Source organism: Rhizobium sp. H4 (assembly GCF_003013335.1).
Lineage (GTDB): Bacteria > Pseudomonadota > Alphaproteobacteria > Rhizobiales > Rhizobiaceae > Rhizobium > Rhizobium sophoriradicis.
Genome location: NZ_PSOW01000029.1, coordinates 1 through 14,970, shown reverse-complemented (window position 1 = coordinate 14,970; position 14,970 = coordinate 1). Strand labels below are relative to the sequence as shown.

Annotated in this window: 9 protein-coding genes and 1 pseudogene; 3 read left to right on the top strand and 7 right to left on the bottom strand. The window is 61.3% G+C overall.

The window, feature by feature from the left end; genetic code table 11:
- Positions 1–15: 15 nt before the first annotated feature.
- From C4N04_RS30045 to C4N04_RS30010, 7 genes are all read right to left on the bottom strand, one after another.
- Positions 16–918, bottom strand: coding sequence for a hypothetical protein (locus tag C4N04_RS30045; RefSeq protein WP_008536520.1), 903 nt, complete (start codon positions 916–918; stop codon positions 16–18).
- Positions 915–2,468, bottom strand: coding sequence for a hypothetical protein (locus C4N04_RS30040; RefSeq protein ID WP_011053441.1), 1,554 nt, complete (start codon positions 2,466–2,468; stop codon positions 915–917). The genes C4N04_RS30045 and C4N04_RS30040 overlap by 4 nt, the downstream gene beginning before the upstream one ends.
- A gap of 773 nt (positions 2,469–3,241) precedes the next feature.
- Positions 3,242–4,585 (bottom strand): cytochrome P450, encoded by a 1,344-nt coding sequence (locus tag C4N04_RS30030; RefSeq protein WP_011053442.1) that lies wholly within the window; start codon positions 4,583–4,585, stop codon positions 3,242–3,244.
- Positions 4,585–5,427: an SDR family oxidoreductase gene (locus C4N04_RS30025; protein WP_008536513.1), complete on the bottom strand. Its 843-nt coding sequence runs from the start codon at positions 5,425–5,427 to the stop codon at positions 4,585–4,587. The genes C4N04_RS30030 and C4N04_RS30025 overlap by 1 nt, the downstream gene beginning before the upstream one ends.
- Complete coding sequence (locus C4N04_RS30020; RefSeq protein WP_011053444.1) at positions 5,414–7,015, bottom strand: cytochrome P450; 1,602 nt, start codon at positions 7,013–7,015, stop codon at positions 5,414–5,416. The genes C4N04_RS30025 and C4N04_RS30020 overlap by 14 nt, the downstream gene beginning before the upstream one ends.
- 5 nt (positions 7,016–7,020) lie before the next feature.
- Positions 7,021–8,301, bottom strand: a complete 1,281-nt coding sequence (locus C4N04_RS30015) for a cytochrome P450 (RefSeq protein ID WP_011053445.1) — start codon at positions 8,299–8,301, stop codon at positions 7,021–7,023.
- A 68-nt stretch (positions 8,302–8,369) separates the two neighbouring features.
- Complete coding sequence (locus tag C4N04_RS30010; RefSeq protein ID WP_008536508.1) at positions 8,370–8,549, bottom strand: cytochrome P450; 180 nt, start codon at positions 8,547–8,549, stop codon at positions 8,370–8,372.
- 1,224 nt (positions 8,550–9,773) lie between these two features.
- Between C4N04_RS30010 and C4N04_RS30005 the strand changes: the two are divergent.
- From C4N04_RS30005 to C4N04_RS29985, 3 genes and pseudogenes are all read left to right on the top strand, one after another.
- A pseudogene (locus C4N04_RS30005) lies at positions 9,774–10,963 on the top strand (IS3 family transposase).
- 1,265 nt (positions 10,964–12,228) lie between these two features.
- Positions 12,229–12,825 carry a hypothetical protein gene (locus C4N04_RS29995; protein WP_011053448.1) on the top strand — a complete coding sequence of 199 codons (597 nt, stop codon included), beginning with the start codon at positions 12,229–12,231 and terminating at the stop codon, positions 12,823–12,825.
- A 517-nt stretch (positions 12,826–13,342) separates the two neighbouring features.
- Positions 13,343–14,053, top strand: a complete 711-nt coding sequence (locus C4N04_RS29985; protein ID WP_008536495.1) for a nitrogen fixation protein NifQ — start codon at positions 13,343–13,345, stop codon at positions 14,051–14,053.
- Positions 14,054–14,970: the final 917 nt, after the last annotated feature.

Here is a 14,970-nt window from a genome sequence, read left to right as displayed (position 1 = left end):
CCGCCTCCCGCGCGTTCACGCCGGCGCACGCTGGCCTCCCCCCGCCGCATCGTTGCCGTAGCGGCTGATCGAGGTCTGGTAGTACTTCGCGCGAATGACCGCCATGGCCTCGATTAACGGTCCCCATGGTGCAGGAAAGCGTTCTTTCACCATCACTCGGTGCAGCATGCGCGCATGGCCGACCAGCTCGTCGTTGAGGAAATCCTCCACAGGCATAGCCGGATAACGCTGCAGGAGCAGGATGGCAGCGTTGTCGGCTTCTCCCGCCGCCCTATCCTTGGCGCATCCATGCAGATCGTTCTGCAGGCGCCCTATCGTGGAGATGAGCCGCAGCACCTGGCGAAACGCCGGACGCGCGCGCAGGGTCGCCATGTCCAGCCCCCATAGCAACGACAGGCAACAGAACACGTTCGCGTAGGCGATCGAATCGATGGAATTGTGCAAGTATTCGGCGTACGACCAGCGTTCAGCCCCCGCCGCCTGCGCGGGTCCGGCGCGCAGCGCCGCGCAGTAGCACCGGGTATCGTTTAGAAGCTCAGTATAGTCGCGCCTATCGTAGGCGAGCGCGGCCAGGGAAGCGCGCAGCACAGCGCAGCCCTCGAAACCGGGGACCGCGCATGGCACGCCCTGCCCCAGCGCCTGCTCCACCGCGGCCAGCTGCTCCGGCGCGATCAGGCCAAGGTCGTTGCAATCGTCGAGCCAAAACAGTAGCGCCAACTCGCGATAAAACGCCACGATCAGCTTTTCGTCCTGCGGATCTCGGCCGGTGCGGGCGCTGATATCGTGCAAGCTCGGTTGGATACACTGCAGGATGTACTGTCCGCCCCTAACTGCTTCTACGGCATGCTCGTCGGCGAATCCGGTCAGGGAACGCCCCCACTCCAGTACTTGCTGCAGCGCGCTTTCCGTCGGGATCATTGCGCCATTCCTCCTGCTCCCTCGGTCGGGATGCGCCGCCCCCAACGAAGAGCCAGCCACAAGCCGGCGAGTTCGATCACGCGCACGACCCGGGTCGGGCAATACAATTCCTTGCCGATCCACAGCGGCGTCTGCGGCAATTCATGCGCCTCATGGCGAGCGAGCATCCACTCCAGCGCGTGCGCGACCGCCAGCGCGATGCGGGCGCGCCCTGTCGGCTCTTCGCGCCCATCCATCACGTGCAACGCGAACAGCGCATAGGCGGTTTCCTCAAATGTTGACGCGCGACCCGCGCCCCAGCCGCCGTCGTCGCGCTGCGCCTGCAACAGCGCCGCCAGCGCGCGCTCGTCGCGCCACTGGGGCGCGCCTTGCGCGAGCGCAGCGATTGCATGCGCGGTGGGATACAGCCACGAAACATGCCATTTGTCATTGTCCCATAGACCGTCCGCGTTGCGATTGGCCTCAAGGTAAGCGCTGGTACCGGCGGTGGGCTTTCCCAACAGTCTGAACGCATGCAGGGCGTGGATGTTGGTCGACACCGAGGCATTGCGCTCGCCGGGGAAGGTAACGAACAGCCCGCCGATTTCGAAGTGGCGCAACGCGTTGGCAGCCGGGTTGCGTCCTGCTAGGTGCAGGATGCACAACGCAACAGCAGTGTCGTCCGCATCGGCCGCGAAGTGCAAGGCCGGACCCAGACCGCGCACGCCCAGACAGGCATCGAGCTGCGCGACGATCACGCGCACCGCCTCGGCGAGCGCGGGATGCGAAAACAACCCGGCCAGATGCAGAGTGTACAGCGACCAGCATGGCTCGAACACGTTGATCGGCCAGACGCTGGGAACGACACCTTCGATGCCGCTGCGCGCCGCGCGCGATGCGGCCTGAAGATACCTGTCGGCACGCTCGACCTGTGGCGCGCTCGCCTGTGTGAGGGCGTGCGCACGCCACGCGGCGGTTGCCGCCGGGCTGATGCCGATGCTGCCGTCGTCGTCCAGGCATGCCGTGGTCGGCGACGTCCCCCAGGCTTCCCAGGAGTGCAACAACGGATGGCCGCTCGGCAGCGGTCCCACCGTCCCCAACTTAACCAGGCACGCTTGCCGCAACGGCAACAGCGCCGGGTAGCGCGGAAACACCACGTCGCCCACCAAGGATGTGGCCTCGCCGGAGATCTGCGGCAGGATCAGCTCCGCGCCTACCGGCGCGTCTTCCGGCACCGCATCCGCGTAGGGATCCGGCTGGCGCTCGAGGAACCGCGTTGCAGCCTGAACTGCGTCCGCAGCGCCGGGAAGAGGATCGGCACGCCGCAATGCAAGCAACGCCGCCCACGTGGGTACATGGCGGAACAGTGGGAAGTCAGCACTTCCCCACCCGCCATCGGCCTGTTGCTGCGCCATGAGCCACGCGTATCCGTTCTGCCGACCGGTGACGTTGCCGCTGAACTGCAAAACGCGCGCCGTGTCGTAAACGGACGGACTCACGCTGCCGCCATCGCGCGTCTCGTTCAGCAAGTGGCGCAATTCAGAAAGGATCTGTTCGGACAGCGCACTCATGCGGGATGTTCCCTCTGCAGGCAGTTGACGAGAAGCGCGGCGAAGCGCACCTATGCTGGCGGCGGTCCGCGGTGGGCAACCGCTCCGATCTGCGCCGTGGAATCGAACACAATGTAGCATCTAGCGGTGCCGCCGGCCGATCGCAGCGGTACGGCGGCGCCTCCGTGCGGACCGGCGCCAATGCGCACGGCGCGTGCTTGAACAGATACCCTTTTGGCCCGCTGCACGGCCTGCGCCAACCGCTCCGCACGCGGGCGCAGCGAGGTGATGGCTTCCTCGGCCTCTGGCCATAGGCCCGGCACTGACTGGGGCGCTGCATGCAGCTTCGTGATCGGCACGCCGGTTGCTTTCTTCTCCGCCGCATGCTTGCCGGGGGCTTGCCCAGCGTCGCTTCATCCGCTGGCGTGTCATCCTCGACCACCTACAATACAAGGCCGAAACAGGCGCGATAGCGATCCAGTGCGCGGTACAGAGTAAAGCGCGGCATCCTCCGCGACGGCGCATAGCGCGCCAATGCCTATGGACGCGCGCACCGGCAATCCGCCGCACGCCTGCGCGCCCGATCCGCCGAACGGGGAAACGCCAGTTCGGTCGTCGTTTAGCGTGGAACCCTTCTGCATGTTGTTCATCTCCTTCTACCTGACAGAGAATGCCGCGGCGAGCGGCGAGCCGCCGCGGTGCTGCCGGCGTCGCACCGCGCGCGCGCGCCGAGTGCAGCAATGCCGCCCATCGTCGTCGCCGCTGCCTCTTGACACGGGGCAGAGGATCCCAGCTCATGAGAATCCGATGCGGACTGTCATGGACGGATGTGCGGTCGGGTAATAGCGCCGGCCTTTTTCGACGCCGCTCATCAATCGCGGCCGCACCCCGGCCTCCTGCATGGTCAATGCCAAGGCGATGCTGAACTGCACCAGCTCCAGCCATACAAGGTGATAGCCCATGCAGACGTGTGGGCCGGCACCGAACTGCAGCATGTCCACCGGCCGGATCGGCTCCGTGCGTTGCAGCCACCGCCCCAGACGGAACTGATCGGGCGCTTCGTGCAGCAGCGGCGAGGTCGAGAAATGCAGTAGTGGGATGCACAAATGAGTGCCCGAAGGAATGCGCCGCTGGCCGAGTTGTAATTCCTGCATCGCGCGACGCGGTACGAGCGAGGAAGCCGGATGCATTCGTAGCGTCTCCCGAAACAGCGCCTCTGCGACCGGACATTGCGCCAGGTCCTCGTGCCCGGTCGGCACCGCGCCCACGCGTTGCGCCTCTTCGACCAGGGCGTCCCACAGCTCTGGATGCTGCGCCAGCTCGATCACCATCCAGGCTATCGTCGAGGCGGAGGTCTCGTGGCCGGCAAGCAGCAGCAAGCGGATATTGGCGACCAGGACGTCATCGGAGAGCGCGCCATCGCTGCAATCGAAGGCGCTCACCATGTCGTTGATCAACCCGGTGCGCGCGGCGCGCGCGCGCGCGTCCCGGATGAACTGGCGCGACTGCGCGTCGATCCAATCGCGGGCGGCGCGGCCGCGTCGCAAGGGCATCCCCGGCAGGTCGATCGGGGGCGCGACCATCAATTGTAGCAGTTGCCGATACTTGCGATGCCACTCCGACAGGTCTTGGGCGGGGATGCCCATGAGACTGAAGGTGAGTTTGAGCATCAGGTTGCGGGTGTCTGGCAGGATAGCGACTTCACCGCGGTCGCGCCACGCCTTGACCTGAGCCCTAATAATTGGTTCGAACAGCTCGCCAATGCCGGCCTCGGTCAGACCCCTCGGCAGAAACGCCGCTTTTATCCCATCGCGCGCCTGCCGGTGCGCGCTACCGTCCAAAGTGACCAACGTTCCGCCAAGGATGTCGGGCGCCATCTCTTCGATCAGTGCCGAGGACACTTCCTTGTGCCGGAGCAATGCGAGCGCATCTGGATCCAGGCATGTCATCAGGTGTCCGGCCGGGCCGAAGTCCAGCCAGAAGTGGCTGCCTAGGGTCCTTTCCGCGCGCCGCAGCAGGCGCGGCAGATCGCAGACGATGGCGGGAAGATGCCCGACCAGGGGGAAAGCGCCAGGCATGACCGGGATGTCGTCCCGTAGCCGGCGCCAGCGGTTCAGCGGGTTGAGCAGCATGTCCATCACCAATGCGACGCTGCGGCTGCTTCGGCGGCGTCACCGGCCGGCCGAGCCGCGCTGTTGCCACCGTCGGCGTAGGTTGGAACATGCGCCAACATGCCGCCGTCGATGCACACCACCTGGCCGGTGATGAACGCAGCCTCCTCCGAGAGCAGGAACGCGACCAGCGCGGCTACGTCCTCGGGGCGGCCGACGTGCGGCAGGAGCTGGTGCCGGTGTAGATGCCGTTGCATGCACTCGTCCAGCTTGGCGAAGAGACGTTCGGTCATGACAAGACCTGGCGCAACCGCGTTGCAGCGGATCTTCGCGTGTCCGTATTGGGTGGCAAGCGAGGCCGACAGCATGTTCATTGCGGCCTTCGACGCGGCGTATGACGTCAGTGCGGTGTCGCCGCTGAGCCCTTGGCACGATGACATGTTCACGATCGCGCCACCACCACGGCCGATCATTTGTGGGATGGCCTGCCGGCAGCAAAGGAGCGTGCCGCGCAAATTGGTCGCCATGGTCTGGTCCCAGACCGCCACGTCCAGGTCGAGGATCGCGCGGTCGTGCGGAGTCAAATGCATGGCGCTCGCATTGTTCACAAGCACGTCGACCCCACCGAAGCGCCGCTTCGCCGTTTTGAACAGCTCTGCCACCGCCTGCGCATCTGCGATGTCCATGGCCACGGCCAGCGCTTGGCCCGCTTCGGCTGCGATCTGTGCGGTGCAGGCGATGGCAGCGGGGCCATCAATGTCGGCCACCACCACTCTGCCGCCCTCGCGCGCGATGGCGAGGGCGCATGCCTTGCCGATCCCGGCGCCGGCGCCGGTCACCACGGCCACCTTGCCTTTAAATCGTTCCATCATGTTCTCCTGGATTGCGTAGGTCTTTCGCTGCATGTCGCTCAGCGTCTGCCGGAGAGGGCGTAGGGCCGGGGTTGGTGCAATGGTCATCGCCGGCTTCGCTTTCGATCACCCGAATGGCCGCGACCGGGCACTGGCTGGCTGCTAGGCGCACGGCGGCGTGCAGCGCCTGCGGGACCGTCGCCATGCACACTTCCGCCACGCCGTCCGGCTCGCGCTGACGAAAGGTGCCCGGCAGCGTCAACACGCACTGACCAGTGGTTCCGCACAGGTCCTGGTCGACCACGACGCGAACCTCAGCCGCCGCCTGCGCGTGCAGCCGCACCGGCAGCGCGCGGAACGTCCTAAGGAACGCTGAGGGCTCCCGGGTCGGCTGCTCGGCCAAGGCCAACGTGGGGAAGCGAGCCTGGATCTGCGGCAGGCTCTCGGCCAGTTGCACCCTGGCGAGTTGAGCACCTAGGCAGAAGTGGATGCCGTGGCCGAAGCTCAGCATAATCTTTCCGTCGCTCGACATGCCAGGCCTGGTGCCGTAGAACCGCACCGGATCGAAGCGGTCGGGATCAGCGAAAGCGTCCGGGTCGCGATTGCCGGCCGCGATCAGCACGCGCACGTCCGCGTCCTTCGGGATCACCACGCCATGCAGTTCGATGTCGCGCTGGGCGATACGCGGAATGGAGCTGAACATGGCGGGCGCCTCGCAGCGCAGTACTTCTTCTACAAATGCCTCCACCCCTGCGGCGTCTCCCTGCAGCCAGTGCCGCTCCTCGGGGTAGGCCAGCATCGCCAGCACCGCATGGTCGATAGTCGCAGCAGTGGTGGCGAAGCCGCCCAGCAACATGCCCCACAGCATGCTGATCAACTCCGCGTCCGAGAGCGTATCGGCGTCGTCGGTGTGTGCGCCGACCAGTGTCGACACGATGTCGCGGCGGGGATCGGCGCGCTTGCGCAGTATGAGGTCGCCGAAATAGGCCTTCACCCTGGCGCTGGCCACGTCCGCCGCGGCGAGCTGTGGATCGCTGGCGTGCGGGCTCAGGCCTTCTAGAATGGCGCTGACGATCGCTGAGAGCTCGAAAACGTCGTCTTGGGGCATGCCGAACAATTCAGCGAAGACAAGCATGGGCAAGGCCAGTGCGAATTCCCGATGCAGGTCCACCGCCTCTCCTCGCTCCAGTGCGGGCGCCATGCCATCCAGGCGAGCTGCGACGATGCGCGCGATGCTCGGCCGCAGGTTGTCGATCTGGCCCACGGTGAAATCGCGCGAAATCAGCCGGCGCAGACGCGTATGCGTCGGTGGTTCCTTCATGGCTAGCGTAGACGCCAGCAGATTGAGCGACAGGCTGCTCGCCGCACGCGGGAAATAGCGCGCCAGTTCGGATGGCGCCGGCCCCCGAAACGCATCGCCCGTAGCCTTGAACGCCCAGTAGATGTCGGCGTGGCGGCTCAACAGAAAGAGGCCCGACGCCGCGCGGTGCACCGGATCGTGCTCTCGCAACCACCGCATGAACGGGTACGGGTCTTGGATGCATGCTGGCGACGCCAGCTCGGCGAAGGCGTCGTGGCATGCTGCCGTGGTGTCTTGCACGTCCATCTTGATTACCTGTCGAGTGGCTGATCTGACCGGTGCGCGCCAGGCGCCGCCAAATGAGAAGATTGCGATGCCGGGGGGCGTCCGCACCAGAGCACCGGCATCTCCTCGAACCCGCCGGTGATGATCTCCTTGCGCAACTTCAGTTCTTCGGGCGCCACGGCCAGGCGCAACGCGGGAAAGCGCTGGAAGATCGAACCGAATATGGCCTTCAGTTCCAGCCTCGCCAGCGCCGCCCCGATGCAATTGTGCTGCCCGTAGGAGAACGCCAGGTGGGGATTTGCGTCGCGTCCGATGTCGAAGACTTCCGGGTCTTTGAAATGGCACGGATCAAACGAGGTCGCCGGCAGGCCGACCAGTACTTTGCTCTCCGCGGGTATATGCACGCCCGCGATGGTAACGTCGGTCCGGGGATAGCGCATGATGCCGTCCCACCCCGCGCCAGGCGAATACATGCGCAGTATTTCTTCCACCGCCTTGTCAACCAGGGAAGGATCGCGGACCAGGCGTTCGCGCTGTTGCGGATGGCGAAACATGGCCAGCAGGCCGAATTCGATCTGCGCGACGGTGCTCTCGTGCCCCGCCACCAGCACGCCCGCCGCGAGGCCGATCGCCTCTTCCTCGGTCGCTTTGCCCTGGTCGACCGCGGCTAGCAGATCCGTCAGCAGGTTATCGCCCGGATCCTGTCGCTTGCCCCGTATTTTGCCGTGGATGTAGGCGCGGAGCTCTTCCCAGGCCAGGCCGGACGCGCTGCGCGGGCCGCTTTCATGCTGGTGCGTCATCACCTCGTCGGAGAGCCCTGCGAAAAAGGCGTGTTCCTCGAAGGGCACGCCCATCAGCGCGCTGATTACCTTGGCCGGAAGCGGAAAGGAGAGATGGCGTCGCAAGTCTGCGGGCTGGGGCTGAACCGCCAGCGTATCGAACAACTGCACGGTGATCGCCTCGACCTGCTGCGTAAGCAGCTTCACCCTGCTGTTGCTGAAGGCCGGCGCCACGATCGTGCGTAACCGAGCATGCTCGTCCCCTTCGTGCGAGACCAGCCATCCCGGCGAACCGAGAATGACCGAATCGGGGGTGAAATCCGCCGGAGGCATTCCCGCGGGCAGGAATGCCGCGTCAGACAGCACCGCCTTGGCCTCGTCATAGCCTGTCACCCACCAGCATTCGTGCCCGGACGGAAGGCGCACGCGGTGGATCGGACCTTTGGCGCGTAGCGCTAACATCTCGGGCGAGGGCTCGATGTGATCGACCCGCCACATCGGCAGCGTCGGCAAGGATTGTTCGGACATGGTGACGCTTCACTCTTTAAGCCCGGAAGGGGCGGAAGATGATGGGCAGACTGCGGGCAGCAAATGAGTTAAGGCAACGTGTAGACCACGCCCTCTGCGGCGATTGCCAGCGCCAGATCCTCCGGCCGCACGAACGGCGGGGGGAAGACACTTCCCAATTCCAGGCGCGCCAGCGCAGCGCCCAGGCACAGATGCGGCCCCTGGCCGAGCGGCAGGTGCGGGTTTTGCAGCCGGTTGAAATCGAACATGTCGGTATCGCCATAGGTCGGCCGACCGTAGGAATTGGCGCAGCAGGTTCGACCGCACCCGCCCACCGACCCGTCCGCAAACAGAACTTCCAGTCCAGTCCCACACCCCCGGCTTCCCGCCTGGCTCAAGGTCTGCCGCTTTGGCTGTACCGCTCGCGACGTGGGCGATTGTTGTGGGTCGCAAACGAAGAACTCTAGATCGCATCTAACACTCCTCACATTTTCCCGGCACACACAACCGAGCCACTATCATTGCCCAGCAAACCATCGGAACTCACGAGACGCGAACAGCGATGCGCCGCCCGAAGACCATCGCGCTGCGATTGGCGACATACCGTGACCAGAGCAAATCGCGTGCCGAAGTGAATTCGTGGGTTCAGCAGGCATTTCGTAGCAGCGCGTAGTGTCAAGCTCCCGCCATTCAGTCTCAATGCCGACAACCGCGGAGTACATGTCTGACAAAAGACTGCTCTAAGCCGGTCTGCGTCCGATAGTCGGCGACCTGCATGGGATGCCCTCGCGGCGGGCTTTCGTGCAACAATCCGCGCCATCTTCGACGTCGAAGTTGCCCCGCCAGTTTTCGTCCGATGGGCGGGAACGTCGTCGACTGCGCCGAGGCCGCCGCGTTAAAAGCGCCGGCTCTGGGCAAATCAGACTGGACCCGCCTCGACCCTCCGGTAGTAAAGTTTGCGGAGCTTATTTCCGCCAAATGCAAGTTCTGAGCTTGTAGTCATCTCGTTGACGTTGTTCTTAATGTTTCCACCCCCGCGCTTACCGAGACGGTCGAGCTTCTCGATCGGCGTAGGTAGAAAAGGCAACGGGAAACGCTCAAATTTCGAAGCATGTTCTCTTCCGGAAACATGTCATCTAATCAGGAGCGGCGGTCGGCAACAGTCGCCTGAGTCGGAGGTGCTTTCTAAACCAGACGATGCCCAATCCAGAAGCCTCCTGCCGAAGATGAAGCAATCGGGAGACCAATGCAGCATCTCATGGACCGCCGCACCGTGGTGAAGAAAGCGGTCCTCGGTTGCTGGAGGTTGTTGAGTAGTTCCATGACATCGAATTGAGCTTTAGCCTGATGAATTGGGTCAATACCTACACCGCTAACTAAGGGGTGCGCCGTTTACGCCTTAGGTCAAGCTGGGGGACGTTGGACTGCTCTGACCTGCCCCTGCGAATTTCCTCCAGAATTGATTAGAGTCCGGCCCATCAAAGGACGGACGAATGAAGAAGCAGAGATTTACCGAAGAGCAGATAATTGCGGTGCTGAAGGAGCAGGAGGCTGGTGCGAAGGCGGCCGACCTTTGCCGCAAGCACGGATTTCAGAAGCGACGTTTTACAACTGGAAAGCCAAATACGGCGGCCTGGAAGTCTCCGAGGCCAAGCGGCTGAAGGCGCTTGAAGATGAGAATGCCAGGCTGAAGAAGCTGCTCGCCGAGCAGATGTTGGACGCAGCAGCACTCCGCGAGCTTCTTTCAAAAAAATGGTAGGGCCTGTCGCGAAGCGTGACGCCGTCACGCATCTGAAGACCGTCATGGGTCTTTCGGAACGGCGGGCCTGCCAGATCATATCCGCCGACCGCAAGACGATCCGCTATCAGTCGAACCGACCGCCGGAAACCGAGTTGCGAGCGAAGCTGCGCGACCTCGCCAATGAGCGGCGGCGTTTCGGCTACCGGCGACTGTTCGTCCTGCTTCGGCGGGAGGGAGAACCGTCCGGGGTCAATCGCATCTATCGCCTTTATCGGGAGGAGGGTCTCTCTGTCCGCAAGCGCAAAGCCAGACGCCGTGCTGTCCGCACGCGTGCTCCGATTTCTGGTCGAAGCTAAGGCCAATGCCCGATGGTCGCTAGACTTCGTGCACGACCAGTTCGCTTGCGGAAGGAGGTTTCGCGTGCTCAACATCGTCGATGACGTAACGCGCGAATGCCTGGCGGCGATCCCGGACACGTCGATCTCCGGCCGCCGTGTCGCCAGAGAACTGACGACGCTGATCGAACGACGCGGCAAGCCGGGGATGATCGTCTCCGACAACGGCACTGAACTCACCTCGAATGCGATCCTCGCGTGGTCGAAGGATCACAAAGTCGACTGGCACTACATCGCGCCGGGAAAGCCGATGCAGAACGGCTATGCCGAGAGCTTCAATGGTCGGATGCGCGACGAACTGCTCAACGAAAGCCTGTTCTTTGGCCTCAATCATGCCCGAAGCGCCATTGCCGAATGGGCGGACGATCACAATAATTTCCGGCCGCACTAATCGCTCGGATATCAGACCCCGGCAGATTATGCCGGGACCATCGCCGCAACCGGCTCCAACGCTGCGCAAGATGAAGGCTTCGCGTTTCCGCCGGTTGCTCACACCGCGCCACTTGGCGTATTCAAAACCGCCGAGGCTCTAATCGCCGCCGGATGAAAATTCAGTGGCAGGTCAGCTCAGTTTCATCGCGATCATGTTTTTGTGGCTGGTTTGCCTGCCGAGTTCCTGAATGTATCGACCTGTCGCTCTCGCGCGTGGGCCGGAAGGACATAAATAGCAGGCTCAAGAAATAAACGACCTGAAGGAAAACCGAAGCCGCTAGTGTTACGGCGAACGCTTTGAAGATGGAAAGCGACGCGGCGTAGGCCGAAACAGCGCTGGTGCACGTGACCAGTAGCAGAATGCAAAAAAAAGTTCTAAAGGACAAGGCCTTGCTCCCGTTCGTTCGTCCAATACTTGAACTGCGTCGACGCTGACCTTTCGCCCGATTCGTCCACGCTATGAACGTGCATGACTTCGCCGTGAGTGCCATAGGTTGCCAAAAGTTGGGTCAGCGCGAATACGCCAAAGTGACGACTTCTTCTTTCGCGGCTTCCGACTCGGCAAATCCTGTTCGCCAGACTCCGAAGGCCGCCGCCATAGCGAGCAACAAGGCGGCGCCAGTATCTCTCCGGGATACGCAATAAAATCTGCCGCTTCCTATCTATTGCATTTTTGTACGTTCTCCGCTGAGGTCGCGATCGGCTTGTTTGGTGAGACACCTTGGTCATGCACCAAGGTCGCTAATCAGGCAAAATAGATTGATTGGATGCCATCATCCGCGTTTTGAATAACGCTAAAAACGCGGCACCGAAAACGCCTGGGGACCGAGCGCGAACTCGCGACCGCGGCTTTCAGCACACTTTAAGTCAGCCAACAGTGAGCGCGGCTGTTGCCCCGGTTGCGCTAGCCAAATGTCGTGATGCTCGGATGGAACTCGCCGATTGCAAATTTTCTTTCTGCTTTATACGTCGTAAGGGGTGCCTTGATAGAAGCTCCACTCGTTAGCTTCGAGTTCAGGCTCTCGCGTCTGCAGCATGGGAAATGATTTCTAATTCTGCCGGGTATTCGTACAACGTACAGATCTCGTCAAACTTGGAACACGCACCCGTTTGCATAGTTTGCCCAAGGTCGGGATCCCGTTCCGCAAATTTGGGACAAATTCGAGCCATACGTGCGGCGACGCCGATGGCCGCCGCGTTCGATTGCTGAACCCGCTTAGTCGACTCGCGGCTGCCGGTATGGTCTAACATCGTCGCGTTCATGTTTGGCCCGGAGTTGGTATGGGGGCTGGCCGGAATAAAAACACGCCCATTAAAATATCTCAATAGAATCAACTGGCTGGGCGACATCGGAGCGACGCGTCCGGAGCCTGGCTTGAATTGAACCGAACCGAATTGGCGCAGGACCATTTACACAGCACGCTGAAATCTGCATATTGCCGCGCGTTGTCGCTATCCCAAGTTGATGCACGAGTCGCTTTCGCTCCCGTCAAAAGCAGCTGGGCACGAGCTCTTTTCAAGAATTTAGAAGGCAAGGATATGGAAAATTTTGTGTATCTGTTGGAGCCAGAAAGTGCGATCTTTCGCGCCGCTGAGCTCCCTGATCGCAACAGCATTGCATCGATCGCCGGTTTAATTGGCAGTGATCTTATTCAGATGATCCGCTTCGACGACATGCACTCGCTATTTGTTGGCGAAGAAGCTTTGCGAGTTGGGTTAACCGCCTTTACGATCTTTGACGGGTACCCGATCCCTCTTGCCGGGCAGATAGCGCTTTTGGGAGGCGATGGTAGTAAACCTTATCGTTCGCCGTCAATAACGATGACGGAAGCCGCGCGACGTTTTGAATGTTGCCGGCCGGTGCTTGATCCTGTGTTTGTTCCGATGGACCGAGTGGCGAACAAGGGCCTCATCGTTGCGGGCGCACTGGAAGGCCTGCAAGTGCGTATTGATCGCCGCTCCCCGGTGCTCCTATGAGCGCAATGACGAATGATAGGATCCAGGAGAATGAACTCTATCGCGCCGATTCGCTGAGAGTCCGCGAGCGTGGCGACATTGGCTCGAGAAACGGAAAGCTGACGCCTCAAAGCGGCGTTTACTACGTTGCCGAAGGCCTCCCGTTCAACTGGACAAAGGTCAACACTGAAGGTCGGAAGACGTTCAGTGCCGGTCTCCAACTACTCTGAGGACTATCGAAGAGACATATGATAACTCTATCGGCGGCTAACACGTCGTTGCGCAGCAATTGATCTTTGATCTTCCCTCAGATTGCTACACTCAGACTGCTCGATCGGCGCCGCAGATTGAAAGCCTGCGTTTGTCCGTTTGGCGATAACTGGGAGGCGGGATCGCCTCCCCGCTGCACGGGCGATCGAGTGATTGAAAAGCCGGCTTCAACTGTCACTTGCTCAAGCTGGCACAACCTTTGAATGCTCGCCTTGCGGGGATCAAAGCAGCCAACTGAATTCGATTATTGGAGAAAGCGACGAAGCGCATGCCAAATGTGCATCACATCGGGGTCTCGACGGTGGCGGTGCCAGCTGCGGACGCCGCACGTCAAACCGGCATAGCCGTCGACCACTGCGACGATTGCCAAACACGCTATTTCAGCCGACCATGCCAGATGGGTCTCAAGTTATATTTTGATGACTATGTGCTCTTCCGCGTTTTTTCGCGCGCACTTGAAGAAATTGAGATGGGGATTGCCACCGCGACCGAGGCAACCGGCCTTTCGCTTAGGGAGCTGCGGGATATACCAGCCCGCAGTTTCCCGGCAAGGCTTATCCGCGCTTTTGCCCTGCAAGAGGCGAGTGATTGCGTGCCTGATGCGGAGGAGCAACTGTTGCGCGATATGCTCCTAGGGCATGTGCGGCCAGGCGACCCTGAGGGCGTGCGTTTTGCTAAGATCATTGCGCGACGTTCCATGCGCGAAGACCACCTCTGGCGGGATCTCGGCTTGCTTGACAAAGCCGAACTTAGGAGATTGCTGTTCGCGCATTTTCCGGCGCTGGTGGCAGGCAACACCAACAACATGAGGTGGAAGAAGTATTTTTACCGCAAGATTTGCGAAGCTGAAGGCTTTTCCCTTTGTAGCGCTCCCAGCTGCAAGGAATGCGGCGATTTTAATGAATGCTTTCTCCCTGAGGAAAGCGGAAGTCTTTCTGGAGCGGCAGAGTTCGTCGGGCGCGAGATCTTGAAAACGTGAAGGCCACAGATGCAACTTGGCGGGCTTGTCCGGCGACGTTGAACCGATACGGGGGATTATTGCTCCCGATATTACGACTGTGCGGGCACGCGCAAATGCCACTTTCCTAAAGATGAGCGGTGATGTCGTCGTCGGATAATGATCATCGGTCAATTCTGATAGCACCTACTAAAATTGCCTTAAGCTCTTCGCCGTATTCGACTACGCGATCCACAATTTGTCGGAGCTGAGCGTATGGCCGGAAAAAAGCGTCCGCGACTAGCGCTTTAACTTGATAGCTTGCTCACGATCTTTGCTGTAGCCTTCGAGCATTTCCTCAGAATCTGGCCCGCTGACGATCGAAACCGGCTCCGTTGTCAATCTCAGCCAATGGCGAAACAATCCGGGCCTGCAAGACTGCAGCTGCCAAGCTGTCGGCATTCCCCCTATTTGTTCATGGAGACAGCATAACAGCGAGTTTGTTGTAAGCGACAATCTCTACTGTGCCTTCATATGCGTTCTGCTGATCATCCGGCCTTGATTCGACGCGTGGTGCGAAGCCGATCGGCCGTCAAGACGGTACCGATCTGCTTGGCTCTACGACTTGCCACACTACTTCTGTCCCTCGCCTGAGATGTAAGGATACGGACGAGATTTGTTGATCTTTGACGCAAGCGATTTCCAACCGACAAGACCTCGCAGCCGCTTCGTCCAGTTTGGCGGTTTCGAGACAAGAGTTTGTCGATCCCGCCTTCGAAAGTTCGGAACTAAATAGCTGAAGATCAGCAAAACAGCTGTTTTATATGCTGCTGCCCACATGGCACGGGTTTTGAAGATTGCCATGCGAGGCGGCGCGAGCTGCCTGCCTTTTACTCAGCGATGGATGGAACGAAAGAAGGAAGGCGATATGTCAGATTTGCGTCAAATCGCATTTTACG

Excerpts from the sequence above, each read along its gene's own strand:
- C4N04_RS30045 (WP_008536520.1), bottom strand. The coding sequence starts at position 918 with ATGATCCCGACGGAAAGCGCGCTGCAGCAAGTACTGGAGTGGGGGCGT.
- C4N04_RS30040 (WP_011053441.1), bottom strand. The coding sequence starts at position 2,468 with ATGAGTGCGCTGTCCGAACAGATCCTTTCTGAATTGCGCCACTTGCTG.
- C4N04_RS30030 (WP_011053442.1), bottom strand. The coding sequence starts at position 4,585 with ATGGACATGCTGCTCAACCCGCTGAACCGCTGGCGCCGGCTACGGGAC.
- C4N04_RS30025 (WP_008536513.1), bottom strand. The coding sequence starts at position 5,427 with ATGGAACGATTTAAAGGCAAGGTGGCCGTGGTGACCGGCGCCGGCGCC.
- C4N04_RS30020 (WP_011053444.1), bottom strand. The coding sequence starts at position 7,015 with ATGGACGTGCAAGACACCACGGCAGCATGCCACGACGCCTTCGCCGAG.
- C4N04_RS30015 (WP_011053445.1), bottom strand. The coding sequence starts at position 8,301 with ATGTCCGAACAATCCTTGCCGACGCTGCCGATGTGGCGGGTCGATCAC.
- C4N04_RS30010 (WP_008536508.1), bottom strand. The coding sequence starts at position 8,549 with ATGTTCGATTTCAACCGGCTGCAAAACCCGCACCTGCCGCTCGGCCAG.
- C4N04_RS29985 (WP_008536495.1), top strand. The coding sequence starts at position 13,343 with ATGCCAAATGTGCATCACATCGGGGTCTCGACGGTGGCGGTGCCAGCT.